Below are 18,930 nucleotides of genomic sequence, written 5' to 3' on the forward strand. Positions count from 1 at the left end.
TCTGACGGGTCTCATGACGGGAAGTGCTGTGCCAAGTGAGCCGGACACACGCTATGCGATCCTCGGCTTCGAGAACCTGGACGGTTGGGCCGAGGATGATCACGCCGAAGCGCTGACGGTCTTCAGGAACACCTGTGCCGATCTCGATGAACCGGATTGGGCATCCCTGTGCGCGTTGGCCTTCGACGCGACAGATGCGAGACAGTTTTTCGAACTGTTCTTCCGCCCGATTTTGATCACCGACGGCAAGGATCCGCTGTTTACCGGTTATTTCGAGCCTGAACTGTCCGGCTCGCCGGTCCGGACAAACCGCTACCGGTTTCCCCTTTATCGCATGCCTGACGAGGCGAACGACCGGCGCCCCTGGCTGACCCGGCGGGACATCCTGACAAGCGGCGTGATGGAGGGTCGGGGACTCGAGATTGCCTGGGTCGACGATCCTGTCGAGCTGTTCTTTCTCCAGGTTCAGGGATCGGGGCGTATCCGCTATCCCGACGGGCGTGTCATTCGCGTGGGCTATGGCGGGGCCAACGGTCACACCTACCGGTCCATCGGACAGGAACTGGTCCGGCGCGGGGTCTACCAGGCGCACCAGGTTTCCGCCGAGGTGATCAAGAACTGGGTGCGCCGGAACCCGGTGGGTGGCGAAGACCTGCTTTACCACAATGAGTCCTATGTCTTTTTTCGCGAAGTCAGCCAGGTTCCGGCCGACAAGGGCCCGCTGGGTGCGATGAACCGGTCGATCACGCCGATGCGATCGATTGCCGTCGATCCGGCCTTCACCCCTCTGGGTGCGCCGGTCTGGGTGGAAAAGGACGGGCGTGACCCGCTGCGTCGGCTGATGATCGCGCAGGACACCGGGTCGGCCATCAAGGGCGCGCAGCGGGCGGATGTGTTTTTCGGCACGGGCGACGAAGCGGGGCGCAGTGCAGGCCGCATCAAGGATCCCGGGCGGATGATCGTGCTGATGCCGATCCAGCGCGCCTATGCCTACCTGCCCGAGTCGCTGCAATGACCCGGCGAAAGCTTCGACCCGAAGAGCGTGAGCTTTGGCAGAAGGTGGCGCATTCGACTCAGCCCTTGCCGCAGGCCTTGCGCCGCAATACCGAGACGCCAGAAGAGACCGTGACGCGGAAACCCCAGCGCGAAGCGACGGATCTGCCCAAAGCGTTCGGGATCGGGGCGAAATCATCCCTGCCGCACGGGCAGATCACAACCCCCCAACCCACCGCCCGCGCCAAGCCGAACATGGACAAGAAGACCTTTGGAAAGATGCGTCGGGGCAAGCTTGTTCCCGAGGCGCGGATCGACCTGCACGGGATGACCCTGGATCAGGCGCATCCGGCGCTGACACGGTTCATCCTGACATCCTATTCGCGGGGCTTTCGACTTGTTCTGGTCATCACCGGCAAGGGTCAGCGGGACGATCCGCACGATCCGATGCCCCGCCAGCGCGGGGTCTTGAAACGGCAGGTGCCGATGTGGCTCAGGATGGTACCGCTCAACGCGGCGGTTCTGGATGTGGCGGAGGCACATATCCGACACGGCGGAGGCGGTGCCTATTACGTCTACTTGCGCAATTCGGCGCGCAGTTGATCGGCGACTAGGCCAGGGGCTTCCTCGTGCAGAAGGTGGCCATAGCCATCGTGCTCGACCACGGTTGCATGCGGCATTTTCCGCGCGCTGTCCCGGACCGATGAGGGCGGCACGGCCTTGTCGTTCTTGCCGACCAGAAAGGTGCACGGCACCGAGATTTTCGGCAGATCCGAAACCAGACCGTCCAGCTTCCATTGTGCCATCATCAAGAGCGTCCCATCCAGATGGGCGTCGCTTCGAAACAGCTTGGCATAGAGGTTGAGACCCTCGGGAGAGATCCGCGACCCCGTGGTTTCCATCAGGGACACGACCTGCCCCGGCCCCGACATGCGACGCTTGATCATCTTCGCCATCACGGGGCTTAGCGCGACGAAGCGCGCGGCAATGGGAAACAATACGCCGGCCAGCCCCTTGAAAGGGGTCAGCGCCGGGTTCACGGCGATCAGCGGGGTATCTGCCCCCGCGGCCTGAAGAATGCGCAATCCAAGGGCGGCGCCTGCGGAATGGGCAAGGATCGCCCTGGGCTGCCAGCCTTCGTGATCCAGCAGGCTTTGGACATCCTGCGCCATCAGCGGGAGCGACGATCTGTGGCGGGATCCCAGTCTGGTCTGACCATGCCCGGGCAGGTCGATCGCCACCACGTGATGGTCTCGCGCAAGATCGGTCATCACATCGCGCCAGGAGTGGGTCGACCCGCTTGCGCCATGCAGAAGCAGGACCGTGTCGCCCTGCCCCATTTCCTGCACATGCCAGTGATGCGGACGCACATCGACAAAGCGGGAATGTTCGGCATGAGGCCAGGCCGTCAGGGTTACTGCCGCGCCCATGTCGTCACCCGCCAAGCGCCGTTTCGATGGCCCGGCTCAGACCCTTGGCATCGGCACGGGGCAACGGGATGTATTGTGCATCCATCACATGGCACAAGGCGCGAAGATCGCGGTGCGGCCGGACCGAGGTGTCGATGACGGCGCTGGGAATATTGAGCGTCCGGACATGGCGGGCCATCGCCTGCGCGTCGTCGTTCGCGGCGGTGCGGCCTGTTTTGCCGGGAAGCGGGACATTTGCGCGCCCATCGGTCAGAACGGCGATGGATGGAGAAAGACCTTGCGCCCGCACCCGCTGGGCCAGTTCGGCAGCGGCCTTGAGGCCCGAAGCGAGCGGCGTGCCCCCGCCACCGGGAAGTCCGGCCAGACGCCGTTTGGTTTGAACCAGCGACCGCGTCGGCGGCAGGATCAGGTCGGCCCCTTCCCCCCGAAAGGCAATCAGCGCCACGTGGTCGCGCCGGGCATAGGCGTCAGCAAGCATCAGTTCGACCGCGCCCTTGGCTTCGGACAGACGGGCGACGGCAGAGGACCCGGAGGCATCCACGGCGAAGATCACCAGTCGGTCGGACACTTCCTGAAACACCTTCACATGGATGTCGGAAGGTCGGATCAGAACGCCGGTGCGCTCCGGGCTCTGCTTGCGACGGATGGTCTGCCACGGCACGGCGGCGCGCAAGGTTGCGACAAGGTCGATCCGGTTGCCACCGTCCAGCCGCCCTGCCCGTGATGGCAAGGGCCGCCCGCGCCGGTTGCCGCGTTTCTTCTGTCCCGCGCCGCCGCTGCCTGTCGCCGTCTTGACCCGCCCTGCGCCTTCCAGCATGGCAAGCACGTCGAAGGGCAGCACCGCCTTGACCGCGTCGATCAACAGGTCATCGGGCAGGTTGAGGTCGGACTCGTCCTGATCCGGGCTTTGCGTGTCGGGGCTGTCGTCGGGTTGGGTGTCGTCCTCGGGCTCTTCTGCCTCTTCCTCAACCGGCATCTGGGTGGCGCGGTGGGCGTAGACAAGTTGAACGGCGATCTGAAGATCGTCCTGATTGACCGTCTTGCGGTTGTTCAGAGCCGCATTCGCCCTCGCGGCGCACAAGGCGATCAGGGGCGCGCGAAGAGAGTCGATGCCGAAGCGGACAGCGGTCACGGCCAAGGCTGCTGGAACATCGTCAGGGATTTCGACGGAAGCCAGGCGCGACCGTGCTGCGACGATATCGGCTTCTTCCATGACCATCTGCGCCAGTTCGACGTGGCGCAACCCATCCAGATCGACGTGAAAGGCAAGCCGTTCGGTCAGGGTTTTCGGCGCGATCTCGTCCTCCTCGGACCCTTCGTCCAGAAGGATCAAAGCGTGACCGATGCCCGTATCGAGGCTTTGCGCCAGTCGTGCCGCAAGGCCAGGTTCGCAGCGTTCCGCCATCGTGAAGATAAGCGGCGTCGGGGTTTCAAGGATACCCTTGGTGCGTATGATCTCGCCTCGTGTCAGAGTTTCGCCGATATCGACTCCGCCGAACAGCTGCAGGTCATTGATGGAGGGCGAAATACGTCGTGCATTGGGAAACAGCATCTTGAGCGGCGCGCAGAACATGTCGCGTACCGGTCCGGCGCGGGCGCGCAGGTGTAGCCCCCCCAGCCCTGCCGGATCGACCGCCAGAAGCGTCAGGGCCAGTTGGCCTTGGACGTTTACGGCAGTTGGGTCTTCTTTCATGCAAAGACTTCCTCGACCGTACGGTCGACGCGGGTGGACGACCCGGCATCATCCAGCGGGTCACGGCGCAGGCGATGGCTGAGGGCCATGGAGGCCACGGCGCGCAGGTGGTCGCGGGTGACACTCGGGCTGCCCTTGTAGGCGGCCAAGGCGCGCGCAGCGCGCAGGAGCGTCAGTTCCCCGCGCAGACCGTCCGATCCGATGGCAACGCACAGACCGGCACAATCGCGTAGCGTGTCGTCCGGTGCCTCGATCGACTTGAGAGCCTCGCGTGCGGCAAGGATCGCATCACGGATCCTGGTATCCTCGACCGACCATTTTTCGACAAAAGCATCCGGGTTGGTGTCGAACGCGGCGCGGCGGCGGATCACTTCGACACGTTCTTCGATATCGCTGGGCGACCGGACCTCGACGGACAGGCCAAAGCGGTCAAGAAGCTGCGGACGCAGTTCGCCTTCTTCCGGGTTGCCGGATCCGACCAGCACAAAGCGCGCGTCGTGGCGGATTGACAGACCTTCACGTTCAATGACGTTCTCGCCCGATTGCGCCACGTCGAGCAGCAGATCGACCAGGTGATCTTCGAGCAGGTTCACTTCGTCGATATAAAGGTAGCCGCGGTTCGCCTTGGCCAGCAGACCGGGCTCAAAGGCCTTTTCGCCTCGGCTGAGCGCGCGTTCGATGTCCAGAGCGCCGACAAGCCGGTCTTCGGTCGTACCGAGCGGCAGGTCGATCACCGGTGTTGGCGCGGTGACCATGGAGCCCGATACCGGTTCGGCCCAGTCCGGAAGGTCGGCCTCGGACGCGGCGTTGGTCGGGCTGCCCTCGAGCTTGGTGATGTTGGGCAGCAGCGCGGCCAAGGCCCGCACGGCGGTCGATTTGCCGGTGCCGCGATCTCCGAAGACAAGCACTCCGCCGATGCCGGGGTCGACTGCGGTCAGGATCATGGCCAGTTTCATCTGGTCCTGCCCAACGATGGCGGAAAAGGGGAACGGATGTCTCATGCAGCGATATCCTTGAGTATTCGGGGGGATTGGCCTTCCCAGGTGCCGATCTCGTCGGCGACACGGAAACGGGCATAGAGTTCTTCACGGAACCACTTGCCGTCCCGCACAGCCTGGATGGCCTGCGCGTGGGGGCCGTTGTTGCGGGCGAATTCGGCCATGGACCCGGAATCGGGCCAGATTGAAAAGGTGATCTGTTGCAGCAACGGAACCTCGCCGATGCCGATCTTGAAAAGCACGTTCGGATCGTGACCGATGACGCCGCTGATGTCTGGCACGCGTTTCCAGAACTGCGCCGCGACGGCAGGACGGACAGTGGCCCGGGTGAGTGCCGCGATGGGGCCGGATTGTGCCGGCGTTTCCTCGGCAAACGGTCTGTGCCCCGACCATGCACCGCGGGCGGAATAGGGAGTCAGGAACAGGGTCCAGTGCTCTGACGCCCTGGCGCGATAGCGGTCGAAGATGCGTTCGGTGCCCAGGGCGTCGCGTGCGCGGTCCAGATCGGGCCACACTGTCAGGATCGCGTAGACGGATGTATTGGGAACTGGCGTGAAGCCTTCTCCGGTGCCCGATCCGCAAAGCTTCCAGAATTGCAACCCGTCGATTCGCGCAAGAGACAGCCGCGCCGCGCCCATCATTGTCAGCGCCCACAGCCGCGACAGCGGTGTGGCAAAGCGATAAAAGCTCAGGCTCACGGTCTGCATTTCGGTTCCCATAGTGTCAACTAAGTCTGACACATTCCGCAGAAACATGGAAGATCATAAATTAATTGATACAAGGCTTCAGCAAAATATTGTAAAGTAAAGTTGACAGTATATCGTAGAGCAATGATGACGAAACTTGATACCGCCCTTGCGGCGCATTCCGACAAGCTTACCTCGGCCCATGCCGTCGTGATTGGTGCAGGCCTTGGTGGATTGGCGTCCGCCATGCGACTGGGCGCGCTGGGCTACCGTGTGACGGTGATCGACAGGCTGGATGTTCCCGGAGGCCGGGGATCGTGTATCTGGCGAGATGGCCATCGTTTTGACCTTGGTCCGACCATCGTCACCGTGCCTCAGATTTTCAAGGAGTTATGGGCCAGATGCGGCAGGGATTTCCACGAAGAGGTCGACCTGCGCCCGCTTGATCCGTTCTATGAAATCAGATGGCCGGATGGATCGACCTTCACCGCGCGACAGGACACCGACGCGATGCGCGAAGAGGTGCGGCGTCTGTCGCCGGGGGATGTTGCGGGTTATGACAAGTTCCTGCGCGACAGCGAAGAGCGGTACTGGTTCGGGTTCGAGGATCTGGGCCGCCGGTCGATGCACAAGCTGTCCGACCTGATTCGCGTCTTGCCGCGCTTTGCTATGCTGCGGGCCGACCGGTCTGTCTACGCCCATGCATCGCGACGGGTCAAAGACGAGCGGTTGCGCATGGCGCTGTCGTTCCACCCACTGTTCATCGGGGGCGACCCGTTCAACGTGACGTCGATGTATATCCTCGTGTCGCATCTCGAAAAGGAATTCGGGGTGCATTACGCGATGGGCGGGGTCGCGGCGATTGCCGAGAACATGGCCAAGATCATCGGCGAACAGGGCGGCACGTTGCGGATGGAGACCGAGGTTGACGAGATCCTCGTCAAGAATAACCGGGCGCGGGGAGTCAAGCTGGCGTCGGGCGATGTGCTGACGGCTGATATCGTGGTGTCGAACGCCGATGCCGGATTTACCTATGACCAGTTGCTGCGCAACCAGCCACGCAAACGTTGGACGCCGAAAAAGCTGAAATCGCGCCGTTGGTCGATGGGTCTGTATGTCTGGTATTTCGGAACCAAGGGCACCCGCAACATGTGGAAGGACGTGGGCCATCATACGATCCTGAATGGCCCACGATACAAGGGCCTGGTGCAGGACATCTTCATGAAGGGCAAGGTTCCTGAAGACTTTTCCCTTTATGTGCACCGTCCGACAGTGACAGACCCAAGTGCAGCACCGGAAGGTGACGATACCTTCTACGTACTGAGCCCGGTGCCCCATCTGGGTCATGACGATGCGGCCAATTGGGAAGACCTCGAGCGGGAATACCGGGTGCGTCTGACCAAGGTCCTTGAAGAACAGCTGTTGCCCGGCTTTGCCAACCGGGTGACCGCCAGCGAGGTTTTCACGCCCGAGACCTTCAAGGACAGGTACCTGTCGCCACATGGGTCGGGTTTTTCCATCGAACCGCGCATCCTGCAAAGCGCCTGGTTCCGTCCGCACAATGTCAGTGAAGAGCTGAAAGGCCTATTCCTGACCGGCGCGGGCACCCATCCCGGTGCGGGCTTGCCGGGTGTGATCTCGTCGGCCGAGGTTCTGGAGCAGCTTGTACCGGACGCGGCCCTGGTGCGCGGATGACGTGCCACCAATCCGATATGGAGGCCTGCCGCGAGGCCATTCGGCACGGATCGTTGTCATTCCACATGGCGTCGCGCCTGTTGCCGCAAAAGGTGCGCGACCCGTCGCTCGCGCTGTATGCGTTCTGCCGGTTGGCGGATGATGCCGTCGACTTGCAACAGGCGAAGGCCGAAGCGGTGCTGCGTTTGCAGGATCGTCTTGAGCGTATTTATGAAGGGCGCCCTGACAATGCCGCGCCGGACCGGGCCTTTGCGCGTGTCGTCGAGGAGTTCGACATGCCGCGCGCCTTGCCGGACGCGCTGTTGGAAGGCCTTGCCTGGGACGCGATGGGCCGGCGCTACGAAACATTGTCCGAGCTCTTCGACTATTCCGCGCGTGTCGCTTCGGCGGTGGGCGTGATGATGTGCGTCTTGATGAAGGTCCGGGACCCGAACGCCTTGGCGCGGGCCTCTGATCTGGGTGTCGCGATGCAGTTGACCAATATCGCGCGCGATGTCGGGGAAGATGCGTTGGAAGGCCGGATATACCTGCCGCTCGAATGGCTGGACGAGGCCGGTCTGAGCGCGGATCGGTTCCTGGCCAGTCCGAAGCCGACCAAGGCGATCCGCCAGATGACCCGGAGGCTGGTGATGCAGGCGAACCGTCTGTATATGCGGTCCGAAGCCGGGGTCGCGGCCTTGCCGCTGTCGTCGCGTCCGGGAATCTATGCGGCCCGCTTCATCTATGCGGGCATCGGCGGCCAGGTGCAGCGGAGCGGATACGACAGCATCTCGTCGCGCGCGCATACATCGAAACCGCAAAAGCTGGGTTGGCTTGCCGTATCGGCGGGCCGGGCGGCGATGACCGCCGTCATGCCGAAATCCGCGGTTCTTTATGCTCGAAGCCTGCCGGAAACCGAGTTTCTGGTGCAGGCCGCCGGGCGACGGACCGAAGGCCGGTCGCGGTCGGATGCGATCATCGAGGCACTGTCTCAGGCGGCGCAACGGGAAAGAGAGAACCGTGACACCTTGAATGCACCAGACGGTCGGCTTACTTGACCTGAATGTTCTGGGTATTGTTCTGCATCTTTCTGGCAGCCTGCTTTGCAGCAGGGTCGACCGGCGGTTTGTTTCCGCCCGGTCCATGGTACCGCAATCTGAACAAGCCTTCATGGACACCCCCGAACTGGGTCTTCCCGGTCACCTGGACCACGCTTTACCTGTGCATGTCAGCGGCCGGCGCGCGTGTTGCGCTGATGCCGGACAACGGTCTGGCAATGGCGTTCTGGGCATTGCAGATCGCGCTCAACGGGCTTTGGACCCCGGTGTTCTTCGGACTGAAACGGATCAAGCTGGGTATGGTCGTGCTGTCCGGGCTCTGGCTCTCCGTGGCGGCGACGATCTGGGCGCTGCTTCAGGTCGATCTGATCGCGGGTCTTCTGTTTGTCCCCTACCTGATCTGGGTCACCATCGCCGGAGCGCTGAATGGCAGCGTCTGGCGATTGAACCCCGAAGAAGCCAAGAGGTCGGGAACAGCGACGACTTAATCGAAGCGCCAGTTCCTGCGCCGAGGCACCCGCACCGCCAGCATGAGTTTGAGCAACGGTGACCGAAACCGCCTGAGATCGAGCGCCTCGTGCACGCCGATGGTTTTTTCTCCGTTCAGGCGCGTTTCGACCATCGAGCGGGAATAAAATGGCGCATCCAGCATGTTCATCACCTGACGCGGCCGAAAGCCGAAATCGCCCCGTGTTTCGCGGCGCACGGCCCAGAGTGAGCGCTTGAATTCAAGTTGTGGCGGCAGGTCGATCTGGGACGCGGTTCCATCGGCATCGAAATGGAAGCCGGATCCGAGCTCTGACCCATCAAGCCTTGTCGCGTCGTAGAAACAGGTGCTGCCGCCTTGCGACGGGTAACGGCCCCAGGTCCAGTAGGAAAAGTCCTCTTCCAGCGCCCGGGTGCCGAAATTCGCGTCGAAATAGCCGTGGCCGTCCCACTTCCAGCCCGGCGCGTCCAAGTCGACCGAAATGTCCGAGACCGGGCCGAAGGGCCGCCAGACATGCGCGCCATCTTCCGTCAAAGGCAGTTCCACCTGTGTGATCGCGCTGGGCGTAACGGTGATCGTTCCGCGGACGCGGCTGATCAACGGCGGTCCGGATATTTCGTCGATGTCGATCACCAGCCGACCGTTTTCCCATCGCATGGAGGACGGTCCCACGGTAAAGCTGTTGGCCGACTGGCGCAGGGCAGGGGTGCCGCGATCTGTCATCGTGAACCGCCCGCCGGGACCATAGGTGGCCACGTTGATGCAGACATGGTTTTCGGGGTTCTTGCGCCCGGACCAGCGGTACCACGGGGAAAAGACCGATCCTATGAACCCGATGACCGAGACAGCGCGTTTGCCGTCGCTGCTGATTCCGTCGATGTACCACCAGGCGTAACCGTTTGGCGGGACCGCGAGGTTGAAGTTCGGTCCGTCATGATCGCCTCGGCCGCGTGCCGACCGGAGAGCGCCGCCATCGGGACGCCCGCCCCCGGATGTGTCCCACCGCCCGCGAGATACAGACCCTTGATCCCGGTCCTGGCCGTCGGTCGCTCGAGTGCTGCGGTCATCCCGTGCGGGGTCTGCCCGTAAAGCGAACCGGCGCTGCCGGGGAAGAGCGCTTCGAAGCTTTTCGCCGTCGTCAGTGCCTGTGGCCCCGGTTCCGGTGAGAAGCTTAGCCCAAAGCGGCGAAGACGGGGAAAGGTCCGGGTGTGACATATCTCGTGATCCTCGGGCTGTGCTGCACGCTGGGTCAGGGGCGGAGCGTTCATGATGATTTCAAATCGCTCTGTTGCCGGGATTGGCGTGTTTTGCCCCCGATCCTCAGCGCAGACGTAAAGGGTTGGGTCTGACGGAATGTAGCCGCGCTCGATCTCGGCAAACTCGTTTTTTGCGGAATCGCAGAAGAAAACGTTGTGATGCACAAGCGGAATGTCCGAAGGCTTGGCCTGAAAACTCCAGACGTTGGCCGAATGACTGCGCGCGCGTTTCTTCGTGATGGTGGCTGTTTGCGAAGACGCCTCACCCAGGAGCCCCAAGGCGAGGGCGCGCGGGTCTCCGTTGAAGACGACCTGATCGGCGTAGAGCGTTTCGCCCGATGTCAGAGTGACGCCGGAGACGCCACCGAAAGCCGTGTTGATCTTTTTCACTGTGGCATTGGTTTTCACCGTGCCGCCCCTGGTTTCGACGAGTTTTGCAATTGTCTTTGCAAGCGCGCTCATCCCGCCCTTGACGCACCAGACGCCGCGGGCCTCGGCCTCCCAGATCAGCGACAAGAGGGCCGGAGACCGATCCGGCGATCCCCCGACATAGGTTGCATAGCGCCCGAAAAGCTGACGCAGGCGCGGGTCGGTGAAACTCGTGGTCAAAAGCCGTTTGAGCGTTTGCCCGACCCCCATGTCACGGATCAGCGACGGGTTCTTGATCACATGGGTGGTCAAGGCGCGAAGTGACGGTTCGGGCCGAAGCATCATCGGATCCCGGAAACCGTCAAACAACCGTGCCGCCCGACCCGCGAAGCGCAGGAATTCGGTTTTTGACCTCGCGCCCGCAAACGCGCCAATGGCATCGGCGCTGCGGTTTCGATCCGCGAACAGATCGAGCGGCCCGCTATCGGGCCACCAGTGACGGGCCAGGGTGTCCTGCGGGATCAGCGTCACGTGATCGGCAAGCGTTTCGCCGACATCGTCGAACAGGGCTTCGAACACATCCAGCATCGTCAACACGGTGGGACCGGCATCGACACCATTGACTTGCCGCATCTTGCCACCGGGGACCGCGTGGCGTTCGAGTACGGTAACATCGAAGCCGCGATGCACCAGAGGCAGCGCGGTCGCGAGGCCGCCGATGCCGGCGCCGATAATGATGACGCGCCCGGTGTTGCGAGGTGGCTTTTTCATCATCGAATTGTTGACTCGCATTTGCCAAGTGTCCAGTATGGTTTACACTAGTATGTCAGACAAAAATGACAATACGACGTTTTAGGAGTGTCCGATGGGATTTCAGACCCGTATCAACTCGGCTGTAGAGTCGGCAATTCGCATCGGACAAGGCGGAAAAGCCCCTCCCAAACTGTCAGAGGCGCTGCATTACGCCTGTACACCGGGCGGTGCGCGTATTCGACCGACCATCCTCGTCTCCGTGGCGATGGCTTGCGGCGATGACTCCCCAAGGATGACCGACGCCGCCGCGGCAGCTCTCGAATTGATCCATTGCGCAAGTCTTGTGCATGACGATTTGCCCTGTTTCGACGATGCCGACATCCGGCGCGGCAAGCCATCGGTGCATCGCGCTTATTCGCAACCGCTCGCCGTGCTGACCGGCGATTCCCTGATCATCCTGGCATTCGAGGTTTTGGCCCGCGCGGCAGAGCATGGGCCGGAGCGGGCCATCCGGTTGATCCGAGCGCTGACGCGCCAATCTGGAATGCCCCATGGAATCTGTGCCGGCCAGGGGTGGGAAAGCGAGTCCAAGATTGATCTCTCGGCTTATCACCGGTCGAAAACCGGCGCGCTCTTCATCGCGGCGACCCAGATGGGCGCCATTGCGGCGGGCCAGGACGAAGAGCAATGGTTCGAACTGGGCGCACGCATCGGCGAAGCGTTCCAAGTGGCCGATGATCTGCGCGATGCGCTTTACGACAGCGAAGCGCTGGGCAAGCCGGTGGGACAGGACGATCTGCATGGGCGTCCCAATGCAGTTACGGTTCTGGGCGTCGATGGCGCGCAGTCGCGTCTGCGCGACATCCTGTCAGGCGCGATCTCTTCGATTCCGTCCTGTCCGGGCGAGGCTCAACTGGCCGAAATGGTGCGCATGCAGGCCGAGCGCCTGACTCCCGTGCCGACGGCGCGTGCAGCCAGAGCCGGGTAAATGGCGCTGGCCTCGGACAGTTTGCCGTCTTCCTTTGGCCCAAGGCCCGGACTGCGCACCCGCCTGATGCGCCTTGTGGCAAAGCCCGGATTTCAGCGCTGGGCGTCTTCATTCGCCTTGACCCGTCGAACGGCCGCCAGGGACGGTGCCGAACTTTTCGATCTGGTGCAGGGCTTCGTCAAATCACAGGTGCTTTTTGCCTTGGTCGAACTGCGCGTTCTGCATCGGCTCATGGAGGGCGCGCAGACGGCTGCCGCATTGGCCGCTTCCAGCCAGTTGAGCACTGACCGGATGGACCGCCTCCTGCGCGCGGCGACGGCGATGAAGTTGACGACACGCGATCGGCGGGGGCGCTACGGACTTGCCCGCAAGGGCGCGGCGATGGTCGGGGTTCCGGGGCTCGAGGACATGATCCGCCATCACGCGGCCTTCTACCGCGATCTCTCGGATCCCGTGGCGCTGTTGCGCGGGGAGGTCGATACCGAACTGGCGGCATTCTGGCCGTATGTGTTCGGAGCCGATAACGCCAAGGACGCAGAAACGTCGGACAGGTATTCCGACCTCATGGCACGGTCCCAGGAAATTGTCGCGGCGGATACGCTTTCGACCGTCAGCCTGGGCCAGACCCGGCATCTTCTGGATATCGGAGGTGGATATGGCGTGTTCGCCGAGGCCGCCGCCCTCAAACATCCCGGTCTCAAGGCGACAGTCCTTGACCTTCCTGCGGTCAGGCCGAACGCAGAGGCGCGTCTGCGAAAGTCACAGGCGGCCGATCGATTGTCTTTCGTGTCGGGGTCTTTCCGTGACGATCCATTGCCTGACGGGGCGGACACGATCTCGCTCATCCGGGTTCTGTATGATCACGAGGACAGCACCGTCGCCGCGCTACTGTCTAAAATTTCTGACACTTTACCGGACGGTGGCCGTCTTGTGATTTCCGAACCAATGTCCGGCGGGGACAGGCCCGAAATCGCCGGGGATGTGTATTTCAGCTTTTATTGCCTCGCCATGCAAACTGGCACCGTACGCAGCGCTGCACGCATTTCCGAGTTGTGTCAGGTGGCGGGGTTCACGGGAATCCGGACATACGCGTCGCGTCGTCCCTTTGTCACAACCGTTCTGACCGCTTCGAAATCTCGAGGGTGAAGACACGCACCGAGTTTACAAGCAAAAGTGTCTAATATAGTTGACAGATGAGTGTGTAAGAATAAACTGACACTGAAACAAGCCGCATGCGACAATCTGGATTCGATTCTTCGAGAAGGGTGTCGCTCGACCGCAGGAGGTTAGGATGCAAACAAACGCCGTCGTGCTGAATGCGCCGAAAACCCTTGCTTTGCAGGATGTTCGTTTGGTTGACCCGGGTCCCGATGATCTGGTCGTCGACATCAGACATTCCGGAATTTCGACCGGAACCGAAAAGCTTTTCTGGACGGGTGACATGCCTCCGTTCCCGGGAATGGGGTATCCCCTGATCCCCGGTTACGAGGCGTCCGGAGACGTTGTCGAGGCGGGTTCGAACACCGCATTCAAGCCGGGTGATCATGTCTTTGTTCCTGGCGCGAATTGCTATGACGGCGTGTTTGGCCTGTTCGGCGGCGCAACCCGTCGGCTGGTGACTGCGCAAGACCGCGTCACCCGCATAGATCGTGGCCTCGGAGCGCAGGGTGCATTGCTCGCCCTGGCGGCGACGGCCCGTCACGCAATGGCCGGACTGGACAAGGCGGTTCCCGATCTCATCGTCGGACATGGCGTTCTGGGCCGCTTGTTGGCGCGCCTGACAATCGCTGCGGGTGCGCCTGCGCCGACGGTCTGGGAAATCGACCCGGACCGCGTGTCGGGTGCCGATGGCTATGACGTCATCCACCCGGATACGGACGACCGCCGGGACTACCGGTCGATCTACGATGCCAGCGGCAATGGCGGTCTTCTGAACGACCTCGTGGGGCGTATCGCCAAAGGTGGCGAGATCGTTCTGGCGGGCTTCTATACCCAGCCGCTTCAGTTCTCCTTTCCCCCCGCCTTCATGAAAGAGGCGCGGTTCCGGGTGGCCGCTGAATGGGCGCGCGAAGACCTCGCGGCCACACGTACGCTGGTCGAAAACGGTGCTCTGAGCCTTGACGGTCTCATCACACATCAAGTGGCAGCACAGGATGCTCCGGACGCGTATCGCACCGCCTTCGAAGACCCGACCTGCCTGAAAATGATCCTCAACTGGGAGACGCCTTCGTGAAAGACGACGTTCCAAACCTCAAAGACTTCGATCAGCGCCTGCGGGACGAAGCCAATGAAGACCTGGCGGATGTGCTCCCGACAGAGGCGACGAAGAAAACCCAGATAATCGCGATTTATGGCAAGGGCGGGATCGGCAAATCCTTCACGCTGGCCAATCTTAGCCACATGATGGCCGAGCAGGGCAAACGTGTTTTGCTGATCGGCTGCGACCCGAAATCCGACACCACAAGCCTTCTGTTCGGCGGCAAGGCCTGCCCGACGATCATCGAGACCTCGACCAAGAAGAAACTGGCCGGGGAAGAAGTAAAGATCGGTGATGTCTGCTTCAAGCGCGGCGGTGTCTTTGCGATGGAGCTGGGCGGACCCGAAGTGGGTCGCGGCTGCGGCGGACGTGGCATCATCCACGGATTCGAGCTGCTGGAAAAGTTGGGCTTCCACGATTGGGATTTCGATTATGTCCTGCTCGATTTCCTGGGCGACGTGGTCTGTGGCGGCTTCGGCCTGCCGATTGCCCGCGACATGGCGCAGAAGGTGATCCTGGTCGCGTCGAACGATCTTCAGTCGCTGTATGTGGCGAATAACGTGTGTTCGGCGGTCGAATATTTCCGGCGTCTTGGCGGCAATGTCGGCGTTGCCGGTCTTGTCATCAACAAGGACGACGGATCGGGCGAGGCGCAGGCCTTTGCCGAAGCGGTCAAGATCCCCGTCTTGGCGTCGATCCCGCAGGACGACGATTTGCGCAAGAAATCCGCGAATTACCAGATCGTCGGCACGGACCAGTCCCAATGGGGCGCGTTGTTTGCCGAACTGGGTCTGAATGTTGGCGAAGCGCCGCCCGTTCGCCCTGCACCGCTCAGCCAGGATGAACTGCTCGAGCTGTTCGACGGGTCCGAGACCGGTGCGGGTTACACGCTGGTGCCTGCAACGGACATGGACATGCGCGGCAAGAACGCCGCCCCGCAAGAGTCTCTGGAAGTGATTTACGACGAAGCGTGACGGCCAGCCACCGGAACGCCCCTGGGAACGAAAGAAGAAGAACACGTGACGAACGAAGCAACATACGACGAGACGGCAGAGGTAGAGGTCATCCGTGGGGAACCACGGGTCGACGCCCCCGATACGCCAGTGCTGGCGGATGGGCTTGGGTGTCACTCTGGGTCCGAGATGGAAAAGGCCGCGCGTCTTGCGGGCAATTCCGAAATGCTGGATCAATTCGCCAAGGACTATCCGAAAGGTCCGCATGATCAGCCGCAAAGCATGTGTCCCGCCTTCGGGTCGCTGCGCGTCGGTCTTCGGATGAAACGGGTCGCAACGATCCTGTCCGGGTCGGCCTGCTGTGTCTATGGCCTGACCTTCGTGTCGCATTTCTACGGTGCGCGCCGGTCGGTCGGCTATGTGCCGTTCAATTCCGAAACGTTGGTTACCGGCAAACTTTACGAAGACATCCGCGACAGCGTGCACGAAATGGCCGATCCTGATCGTTTCGACGCGATCGTGGTGACGAACCTTTGTGTGCCGACGGCCTCCGGTGTTCCGCTGCGGCTGCTTCCGAAAGAGATCAACGGCGTTCGCATCGTCGGCATCGACGTGCCGGGGTTTGGTATTCCGACCCATGCCGAGGCCAAAGACGTGCTTGCCGGTGCGATGCTCAATTACGCCCGCGAAGAGGTCAAGGCCGGTCCGGTTCAGGCCCCCGACGGTGGCAAGGCGGATCGTCCGACAGTCGCGCTCCTGGGTGAGATGTTTCCGGCGGACCCGATGATGATCGGCGCGATGCTGGCTCCGATGGGCCTTGCTGCCGGGCCGGTGGTTCCGTGCCGCGAATGGCGCGAGCTTTATGCGGCGCTGGATTGCGGTGTCGTGGCGGCGATCCATCCCTTCTACACGGCCGCGATCCGCGAATTCGAAGCGGCGGGCCGTCCGATTGTCGGCTCTGCGCCGGTTGGCCACGATGGCACGGCGGCCTGGCTGGCGGGCATTGGCGATGCATTCAACATCCCGGCCGAGCAGATCGCAGCAGCGCAAAACGCCTTCCTTCCCGCGATCAAAGCGGCACTCGCTGCGACACCGATCAAGGGCACCATCACTCTGTCCGGCTATGAAGGCTCTGAACTGCTGGTTGCCCGCCTGCTGGTCGAAAGTGGCGCTGACCTGCGCTATGTCGGCACGGCCTGCCCGCGCACCAAGTGGTCCGAGCCGGATCGCGAATGGCTGGAAAGCAAGGGCATCAAGGTCACCTATCGCGCGTCACTGGAAGACGATTGCGCCGCGATGGAAGCGGTGAAGCCCGACCTTGCCATCGGTACGACTCCGGTTGTGCAGAAGGCCAAGGAAATGGGCATTCCGGGACTTTACTACACCAACCTGATTTCCGCGCGCCCCCTGATGGGTCCGGCAGGCGCCGGGTCGCTGGCCGAAGTGATTAATGCCGCCATCGCCGGCAAGGCGCGCATGGACGACATGAAGGCCTTTTTCGACGGTGTCGGCACGGGTGACACCGCTGGCGTCTGGGAAAAATCTCCGAACCTGCGCCCCGACTTCCGCGCCCAGCACCAGAAGAAGATCGACAAGCAGGCGCGGGCCGCCAAAGCGCAGGAGATGATCTGATGCTGATTCAGGATCACGACCGCGCGGGGGGCTACTGGGGCGCTGTCTATGCCTTTACCGCCGTCAAGGGATTGCAGGTGGTCATCGACGGCCCGGTCGGCTGCGAAAACCTGCCTGTCACATCCGTTCTTCATTACACGGACGCGCTGCCGCCACATGAGCTCCCTATCGTGGTAACTGGCCTCGGTGAGGAGGAGCTGGGTCGAGAGGGAACCGAAGGGGCGATGAAACGCGCCTGGGGTGTGCTCGACCCGGCTTTGCCGGCCGTGGTGGTCACCGGGTCGATTGCCGAGATGATCGGCGGCGGCGTCACTCCGATGGGCACCAATCTTCAGCGTTTCCTGCCGCGCACGATCGACGAGGATCAGTGGGAAAGCGCGGACCGCGCGATGACCTGGATCTTCACGGAATTCGGCATGACCAAGGGTCGTATGCCGCCCGAGAAAAAGCGCGAAGAGGGCGCCAGGCCGCGCGTGAACATTCTTGGTCCGATGTACGGCACGTTCAACATGCCGTCCGACCTGGCCGAAATCCGGCGTCTTGTCGAAGGCATGGGCGCCGAGGTCAACATGGTGATGCCGCTTGGCGCACACTTGGCCGAGATGCGCAACCTTGTGAATGCTGACGTGAATATCTGCATGTATCGCGAATTCGGCCGCGGCCTGTGCGAGGTGCTGGGCAAGCCCTATCTGCAAGCGCCAATCGGCATGGACAGCACTACAAAGTTCCTGCGCAAGCTGGGCGACATGCTGGGCCTCGACCCGGAACCGTTCATCGAACAGGAAAAGCATTCGACGCTAAAGCCGATCTGGGATCTGTGGCGCTCGGTCACGCAGGATTTCTTTGCAACGGCTCAATTCGGGATCGTCGCGAACGAAACCTATGCCCGTGGTATCCGCAAGTACCTCGAAGGCGATCTGGGCCTGCCCTGCGCCTTTGCGGTTGCGCGGATTGCCGGTGCAAAGACCAACAACGAAGAAGTCCGGTCGATGATCCACACCAAGCGACCACTGGTTGTCATGGGGTCGATCAACGAAAAGATGTACCTTGCTGAAATGCAGGCGGGGCATGGCCCGCAGCCGACATTCATTCCGGCTTCGTTTCCCGGCGCTGCCATACGGCGTCACACCGGTACGCCGATGATGGGCTACGCCGGCGCGACCTATCTGTTGCAGGAAGTGTGCAACGGGCTGTTCGATGCGTTGTTCCATATCCTGCCGCTGGGCACCGAGATGGACAAGGCGGAGTCGACCCTGACACCGCTGCGCCGCGACTTTCCATGGGATGCCGATGCCCAGTCCGAACTTGACCGGATCGTGTCGCAACACCCCGTACTCACCCGAATTTCTGCTGCCAAGAACCTGCGCGACGCCGCAGAGGCAGCAGCCCTGAAACAAGGCGCTGAACGTGTTGTCTTCGAGACTGTTCAGGCCCTGGCCCATACCCAAGGAGGACCGACCAAATGACGGATTTCACCTCTTCTGACACGCGCACTCACAGGCACGGTCACACAAAACGCGGGACCGAGTTCCTGGTGTATTTCAGCATCATCTTCATCGTCGCGATTCCCTTCGCGTTCGTGATCTGGATGCTCGAAGTGTTCCAGAAACAGACGCTCAACATGCGGGGCCCGCTGGCACGTGCATGGTGCGAAGCGGATCGGATCACGCCCCTGATTTTCTCGGCCTGACGGCGGAGATCAC

General features: G+C 62.1%; 18 protein-coding genes. 12 read left to right on the forward strand and 6 right to left on the reverse strand.

The features are described 5' to 3' along the window. Positions 1-13: 13 nt before the first annotated feature. Together LCF60_RS07280 and LCF60_RS07285 are read left to right on the forward strand one after the other, a co-directional pair. On the forward strand, positions 14-1,015 hold the full coding sequence (locus LCF60_RS07280; protein WP_292290753.1) for an MltA domain-containing protein: 1,002 nt from the start codon (positions 14-16) through the stop codon (positions 1,013-1,015). After that, positions 1,012-1,596: a Smr/MutS family protein gene (locus tag LCF60_RS07285; protein ID WP_292290755.1), complete on the forward strand. Its 585-nt coding sequence runs from the start codon at positions 1,012-1,014 to the stop codon at positions 1,594-1,596. Before LCF60_RS07280 ends, LCF60_RS07285 begins: the two co-directional genes overlap by 4 nt. Here LCF60_RS07285 and bchO read toward each other — a convergent pair. From bchO to crtA, 4 genes are read right to left on the reverse strand one after another with little or no spacing between them, the layout of a single operon-like run. Further along, positions 1,569-2,438 carry an alpha/beta fold hydrolase BchO gene (gene bchO, locus LCF60_RS07290; RefSeq protein ID WP_292290756.1) on the reverse strand — a complete coding sequence of 290 codons (870 nt, stop codon included), beginning with the start codon at positions 2,436-2,438 and terminating at the stop codon, positions 1,569-1,571. The genes LCF60_RS07285 and bchO overlap by 28 nt on opposite strands. Then, positions 2,428-4,116 (reverse strand): magnesium chelatase subunit D, encoded by a 1,689-nt coding sequence (locus LCF60_RS07295; RefSeq protein ID WP_292290758.1) that lies wholly within the window; start codon positions 4,114-4,116, stop codon positions 2,428-2,430. Before LCF60_RS07295 ends, bchO begins: the two co-directional genes overlap by 11 nt. After that, positions 4,113-5,117, reverse strand: coding sequence for a magnesium chelatase ATPase subunit I (gene bchI / locus LCF60_RS07300; RefSeq protein ID WP_292290760.1), 1,005 nt, complete (start codon positions 5,115-5,117; stop codon positions 4,113-4,115). Before bchI ends, LCF60_RS07295 begins: the two co-directional genes overlap by 4 nt. Beyond that, positions 5,114-5,821, reverse strand: a complete 708-nt coding sequence (gene crtA, locus LCF60_RS07305; protein WP_292290761.1) for a spheroidene monooxygenase — start codon at positions 5,819-5,821, stop codon at positions 5,114-5,116. Before crtA ends, bchI begins: the two co-directional genes overlap by 4 nt. A gap of 123 nt (positions 5,822-5,944) precedes the next feature. On the opposite strand from crtA, the gene LCF60_RS07310 reads away from it, so the two are divergent. From LCF60_RS07310 to LCF60_RS07320, 3 genes are read left to right on the forward strand one after another with little or no spacing between them, the layout of a single operon-like run. After that, complete coding sequence (locus tag LCF60_RS07310; RefSeq protein WP_292290762.1) at positions 5,945-7,495, forward strand: phytoene desaturase; 1,551 nt, start codon at positions 5,945-5,947, stop codon at positions 7,493-7,495. Beyond that, entirely contained in the window at positions 7,492-8,532 is a 1,041-nt protein-coding gene (gene crtB / locus LCF60_RS07315; RefSeq protein ID WP_292290763.1) for a 15-cis-phytoene synthase, read from the forward strand. The genes LCF60_RS07310 and crtB overlap by 4 nt, the downstream gene beginning before the upstream one ends. A 5-nt stretch (positions 8,533-8,537) precedes the next feature. Then, on the forward strand, positions 8,538-9,020 hold the full coding sequence (locus LCF60_RS07320) for a TspO/MBR family protein (RefSeq protein ID WP_292290764.1): 483 nt from the start codon (positions 8,538-8,540) through the stop codon (positions 9,018-9,020). On the opposite strand, the gene crtC is transcribed toward LCF60_RS07320, so the two are convergent. Continuing rightward, on the reverse strand, positions 9,017-9,889 hold the full coding sequence (gene crtC, locus LCF60_RS07325; protein WP_292290858.1) for a carotenoid 1,2-hydratase: 873 nt from the start codon (positions 9,887-9,889) through the stop codon (positions 9,017-9,019). The two genes, LCF60_RS07320 and crtC, sit on opposite strands and share 4 nt — an antisense overlap. Beyond that, positions 9,844-11,415 carry a 1-hydroxycarotenoid 3,4-desaturase CrtD gene (gene crtD / locus LCF60_RS07330; protein WP_292290766.1) on the reverse strand — a complete coding sequence of 524 codons (1,572 nt, stop codon included), beginning with the start codon at positions 11,413-11,415 and terminating at the stop codon, positions 9,844-9,846. The genes crtC and crtD overlap by 46 nt, the downstream gene beginning before the upstream one ends. Before the next feature lie 94 nt (positions 11,416-11,509). On the opposite strand from crtD, the gene LCF60_RS07335 reads away from it, so the two are divergent. The 7 genes from LCF60_RS07335 to pufQ all read left to right on the forward strand — a co-directional run bounded on the left by LCF60_RS07335 (position 11,510) and on the right by pufQ (position 18,917). Next, positions 11,510-12,385 carry a polyprenyl synthetase family protein gene (locus LCF60_RS07335; RefSeq protein WP_292290767.1) on the forward strand — a complete coding sequence of 292 codons (876 nt, stop codon included), beginning with the start codon at positions 11,510-11,512 and terminating at the stop codon, positions 12,383-12,385. A 117-nt stretch (positions 12,386-12,502) separates the two neighbouring features. Further along, positions 12,503-13,531 (forward strand): methyltransferase, encoded by a 1,029-nt coding sequence (locus LCF60_RS07340; RefSeq protein ID WP_292290769.1) that lies wholly within the window; start codon positions 12,503-12,505, stop codon positions 13,529-13,531. Positions 13,532-13,676: 145 nt separating this feature from the next. Further along, positions 13,677-14,618: a chlorophyll synthesis pathway protein BchC gene (gene bchC, locus LCF60_RS07345; protein WP_292290770.1), complete on the forward strand. Its 942-nt coding sequence runs from the start codon at positions 13,677-13,679 to the stop codon at positions 14,616-14,618. Further along, positions 14,615-15,616 (forward strand): chlorophyllide a reductase iron protein subunit X, encoded by a 1,002-nt coding sequence (locus LCF60_RS07350; RefSeq protein WP_292290771.1) that lies wholly within the window; start codon positions 14,615-14,617, stop codon positions 15,614-15,616. Before bchC ends, LCF60_RS07350 begins: the two co-directional genes overlap by 4 nt. Before the next feature lie 45 nt (positions 15,617-15,661). After that, on the forward strand, positions 15,662-17,227 hold the full coding sequence (gene bchY, locus LCF60_RS07355) for a chlorophyllide a reductase subunit Y (protein ID WP_292290772.1): 1,566 nt from the start codon (positions 15,662-15,664) through the stop codon (positions 17,225-17,227). Continuing rightward, a complete protein-coding gene (gene bchZ / locus LCF60_RS07360; RefSeq protein WP_292290774.1) occupies positions 17,227-18,693 on the forward strand; it encodes a chlorophyllide a reductase subunit Z in 1,467 nt (488 codons plus the stop codon). Before bchY ends, bchZ begins: the two co-directional genes overlap by 1 nt. After that, positions 18,690-18,917 (forward strand): cytochrome PufQ, encoded by a 228-nt coding sequence (gene pufQ, locus LCF60_RS07365; RefSeq protein WP_292290775.1) that lies wholly within the window; start codon positions 18,690-18,692, stop codon positions 18,915-18,917. The genes bchZ and pufQ overlap by 4 nt, the downstream gene beginning before the upstream one ends. Positions 18,918-18,930 lie beyond the last annotated feature (13 nt).

It is taken from the genome of Marivita sp., assembly GCF_020055635.1.
Classification (GTDB): domain Bacteria; phylum Pseudomonadota; class Alphaproteobacteria; order Rhodobacterales; family Rhodobacteraceae; genus Marivita.

Coding starts and splice junctions, on each gene's coding strand:
- LCF60_RS07280 (WP_292290753.1), top strand. CDS start 14: ATGACGGGAAGTGCTGTGCCAAGTGAGCCGGACACACGCTATGCGATC.
- LCF60_RS07285 (WP_292290755.1), top strand. CDS start 1,012: ATGACCCGGCGAAAGCTTCGACCCGAAGAGCGTGAGCTTTGGCAGAAG.
- LCF60_RS07295 (WP_292290758.1), bottom strand. CDS start 4,116: ATGAAAGAAGACCCAACTGCCGTAAACGTCCAAGGCCAACTGGCCCTG.
- bchI (WP_292290760.1), bottom strand. CDS start 5,117: ATGAGACATCCGTTCCCCTTTTCCGCCATCGTTGGGCAGGACCAGATG.
- crtA (WP_292290761.1), bottom strand. CDS start 5,821: ATGCAGACCGTGAGCCTGAGCTTTTATCGCTTTGCCACACCGCTGTCG.
- LCF60_RS07310 (WP_292290762.1), top strand. CDS start 5,945: ATGATGACGAAACTTGATACCGCCCTTGCGGCGCATTCCGACAAGCTT.
- crtB (WP_292290763.1), top strand. CDS start 7,492: ATGACGTGCCACCAATCCGATATGGAGGCCTGCCGCGAGGCCATTCGG.
- LCF60_RS07320 (WP_292290764.1), top strand. CDS start 8,538: ATGTTCTGGGTATTGTTCTGCATCTTTCTGGCAGCCTGCTTTGCAGCA.
- crtD (WP_292290766.1), bottom strand. CDS start 11,415: ATGAAAAAGCCACCTCGCAACACCGGGCGCGTCATCATTATCGGCGCC.
- LCF60_RS07335 (WP_292290767.1), top strand. CDS start 11,510: ATGGGATTTCAGACCCGTATCAACTCGGCTGTAGAGTCGGCAATTCGC.
- bchC (WP_292290770.1), top strand. CDS start 13,677: ATGCAAACAAACGCCGTCGTGCTGAATGCGCCGAAAACCCTTGCTTTG.
- bchZ (WP_292290774.1), top strand. CDS start 17,227: ATGCTGATTCAGGATCACGACCGCGCGGGGGGCTACTGGGGCGCTGTC.
- pufQ (WP_292290775.1), top strand. CDS start 18,690: ATGACGGATTTCACCTCTTCTGACACGCGCACTCACAGGCACGGTCAC.